Below are 3,377 nucleotides of genomic sequence, written 5' to 3'. Positions count from 1 at the left end.
GAGATAGGCGATCTTTTCCTGGCGTTGCAGGTCGAGCAAAAGCTCGAGGATCTCTCCGCGCACGGAGACGTCGAGCGCCGACACCGCCTCGTCGAGCACGATCAGCGACGGCTTTGTGGCGATGGCGCGCGCAATGGCGACGCGCTGCCGCTGGCCGCCGGAGATTTCGTGGATGGCGCGTGGGGCGAGATCAGCCGTCAGCCCGACGCGCTCCAGCAAGGCGGCGATGCGGCGCGGCCGCTCGGCGGGGGAGGCGATGCCATGGATGCGCAAGGGATCGTCGAGCACACGCGCCACCGTGGCGCGCGGGTTGAAGGCGGCCAATGGATCCTGGAACACCATTTGCAGGCGTGCGCGGCGTGCACGCAGCTTGGCGCCGCTCAAGGCCAGGAAATCACTGCCCTCGAAGTCGATGCGCCCGGCGTCCGGCTCGATCAATCGCAGCACCAACCGCGCGATCGTCGACTTGCCGCTGCCGGAAGGTCCCGCCAACGCCAGCGTCTCACCGGGGTCGATGTGAAAGGAGACATCGTCGACGGCAGCGATAGTCTTGTCGCCGCGACGGTAGCGCTTGGTCAGGTTGGACACCGCCAGCAGGCTCATGCGTGGAGCCCGGCTCGGTCCAGCAACGGCCTGGTGTCGAGGCCTATATGGGCGTCGAGCAATGCACGCGTATAGGGCTGGGCCGGGGCGCCGACAATCTGCGCCGTCATGCCAAGCTCGACCAACTGGCCATGACGGAAAACGGCGATGCGGTCGGCAAGATCGGCCGCCAGCGCGATGTCATGGCTGATGAACAGCAGCGTCATGCCGTCCTCGGTCACCAGGCGTCGGATCAAGGCGACGATCTCGGCCTGTACGATGGTATCGAGCGCGCTGGTCGCTTCGTCGGCGATCAGCAATTTCGGACCGGCCGCAATGGCTGCGGCGATCGCCACACGCTGCTTCTGGCCGCCGGAAAGCTGATGCGGGAAGGCGCGCAAGGCTGAGTCCGGGTCCGGCAGGCGGACGCGCTCCAGCAGGCTTTTGGCCTTGGCATAGGACTGGGACCAGGTGAGGCCGAGATGCGTGCGCGCTACTTCGGCGATTTGCTTGCCGATGGTCATGACAGGATCGAGGCTGGCGGAGGGGTCCTGGAAGACGAAGCCGATGTCGCGGCCGAGGCGGGGGATGTAGCTCTGTTTGAGGGAAGACTTTCGGACTTTGCGCCTTACGAGGCCCCCCTCTGTCCTGCCGGACATCTCCCCCTCAAGAGGGGAGATTACGCCCTTGTCTCCACTTTCGCCCATCGCCAGAGATGCAGAAAGAGGGCCTGCGGGGGAACTGCCAATCTCCCCCCTTGAGGGGGAGATGTCCGGCAGGACAGAGGGGGGCGCCTTGGCGCCCAACGGCGGATGTAAGAACCAATCGATCCGCCCATCAACCTTGGCGGACGCAGGCAACAGCCCGGCAATCGCCAGTGCCAGCGTGCTTTTGCCTGAACCGCTTTCGCCGATGATGGCGAGGCGTTCGCCATTGGCAATATCGAGGCCTACACTCCTCAGCGCTGCCACCTCATTGCCGTCACGCCGGTAGGTCACCGTCAGGTCGCGGATCGAAGCGAGCGTGGTCACGACAGGTCTCTCCTGACCGCTGTCGTCTCGACAATGCCTTCGCCGGCGAGATAGACGCCGAGCACGGTCAGCACCAGCGCTATGCCCGGGACAATCGACAGGAAGGGCGCGGTACGCAGGACAGCGCGGCCTTCGGCGATCATTCCGCCCCAGGTGACCCGGTTGGGGTCGCCCAGGCCGAGGAACGACAACGCCGCTTCGGTGAGGATCGCGGCGGCGACGATCACCGACGACATCGCCAGCACCGGCGGCAGGGCATTGGGCAGCACCTCGCGAAAGGCGATCGCCAGCGGGTGCATGCCGATGACCCTGGCCCCGGCGACATAATCGCGTTCGCGAATGGAGAGGACTTCCGCGCGGGCGACCCGGGCTGGTCCGGTCCAGGTGCCGAGCGCGATGGCAATCACGACGACGCCGAGCGACGGTCCGACGACGCTGACGAAGGCCAGTGCCAGCAGGAAGCTCGGCACGGTCTGGAAGGCGTCGGTGATGCGCATCAGCACCTCGTCGACGAGGCCGCCGGCAAAGCCGGCCAACGTGCCGACCACGGCGCCGACGACAAGTGCGGCGGCCGCGGCCGCGAGCCCGACAGCCAGCGATGTGCGGGCGCCATGAAAAAGCTCGGCCAGCACGTCGCGGCCAAGCCGGTCGGTGCCGAGCGGCAGCGACCAGTCCTGGAACGGCGGCAGCAGCGCCGGGCCGGCGATGGCCTGCGGGTCGCCGGGGAACAGCAGCGGCGCCGACAGCGCCATAGCGATCAGCGCCGCCAGGAGCATGGCGCCGGCGACCGCCTCGGGCGTGCGCAGAAAGCGGCGGAGCGGGCTCATGCGCCGGCCTCGCTGGCGCCTACGCGCGGATCGAGGAAGGCGTAGGCGATGTCGACGAGCAAATTGATGACAAGGACCAGGACTGCGCTGGTGAGGATAATGCCGAGCAGAAGCGGCGTGTCGCGGGAGGCGACCGCCTCCTGCGCCAGCCGGCCGAGGCCGGGCACGGAAAAAACGCTCTCGATGACGACGCTGCCGCCGAGCATCTGCGCCGACTGCAGGCCGAGCATGGTGATCAGCGGCAGCAGTGCATTGCGGGCGACGTGGGCGAGCACGATGCGGCGGCGTGACAATCCTTTGGCGCGTGCGGCCAGGACGAAATCCTGCCGCCAGACCTCGGCCATGCCGGCGCGCATCATGCGCAGATAGAGCGCCAGGTAGATGAAGCCGAGGGCGGAAACGGGCAGGGCGAGATGGACGGCGATGTCGGCGGCGCGGTCAAGACCGGTCTTGTCAGAGGCCAGGGTTTCGATGCCGCCGATCGGCAGCCAGCGCAGGTCGACGGCAAAGACGACGATCAGCACCAGGCCGAGCCAGAAACCCGGCACTGCATAGAGCGCTAGCGAGCCGATCGACAGGAAGCGGTCGCGGAAGCTGCCCGGCTGTGCGCCGGCGTAGATGCCGAGTGCCGAGCCGAGCCCGAAGGAGAGCGCGGTGGCGCTGACCATCAACAGCAGCGTGTTGGGCAGGCGTTCGAGGATGACGTCGCGGATCGGCCTGGAGAAGGTCACCGACTGGCCGAGATCGAGATGCAACAGCGCCCAGAGGTAATTGGCGAGCCGCGTCAGCTCCGACTGGTCGAGGCCCCAGCGATGTCGCAACAATTCGATCATGCCGGCGTCGCCACCGGTCGAGACGATATAGGCATCGACCGCATCGCCGGGGGCAGCTTCGAGCAGCAGGAAGGTGCCGACGACGACGATCAGCAGCACGAAGA

General features: G+C 67.1%; 4 protein-coding genes. All 4 read right to left on the bottom strand.

The window, feature by feature from the left end:
- On the bottom strand, positions 1-603 hold a 603-nt coding region (locus EN893_RS24965; protein WP_164901081.1), incomplete at its 3' end, for a dipeptide/oligopeptide/nickel ABC transporter ATP-binding protein.
- The gene (locus EN893_RS24960) at positions 600-1,613 is read right to left on the bottom strand and encodes an ABC transporter ATP-binding protein (protein WP_236383551.1); all 1,014 of its coding nucleotides are present in this window, start codon (positions 1,611-1,613) and stop codon (positions 600-602) included. The genes EN893_RS24965 and EN893_RS24960, both read right to left, overlap by 4 nt.
- Complete coding sequence (locus tag EN893_RS24955; protein ID WP_127270539.1) at positions 1,610-2,440, bottom strand: ABC transporter permease; 831 nt, start codon at positions 2,438-2,440, stop codon at positions 1,610-1,612. The genes EN893_RS24960 and EN893_RS24955 overlap by 4 nt, the downstream gene beginning before the upstream one ends.
- Positions 2,437-3,377, bottom strand: a 941-nt coding sequence (locus EN893_RS24950; protein ID WP_245490899.1) for an ABC transporter permease, incomplete at its 5' end; no start/stop codon positions are given. The genes EN893_RS24950 and EN893_RS24955, both read right to left, overlap by 4 nt.

The sequence above is a fragment of the Mesorhizobium sp. M7A.F.Ca.CA.004.04.2.1 genome (assembly GCF_004022825.1).
In the GTDB taxonomy this organism is placed as follows: domain Bacteria; phylum Pseudomonadota; class Alphaproteobacteria; order Rhizobiales; family Rhizobiaceae; genus Mesorhizobium.
The sequence above is the reverse complement of the archived record's forward strand: the minus strand, read 5'-3'. Positions and strand labels throughout refer to the sequence as shown.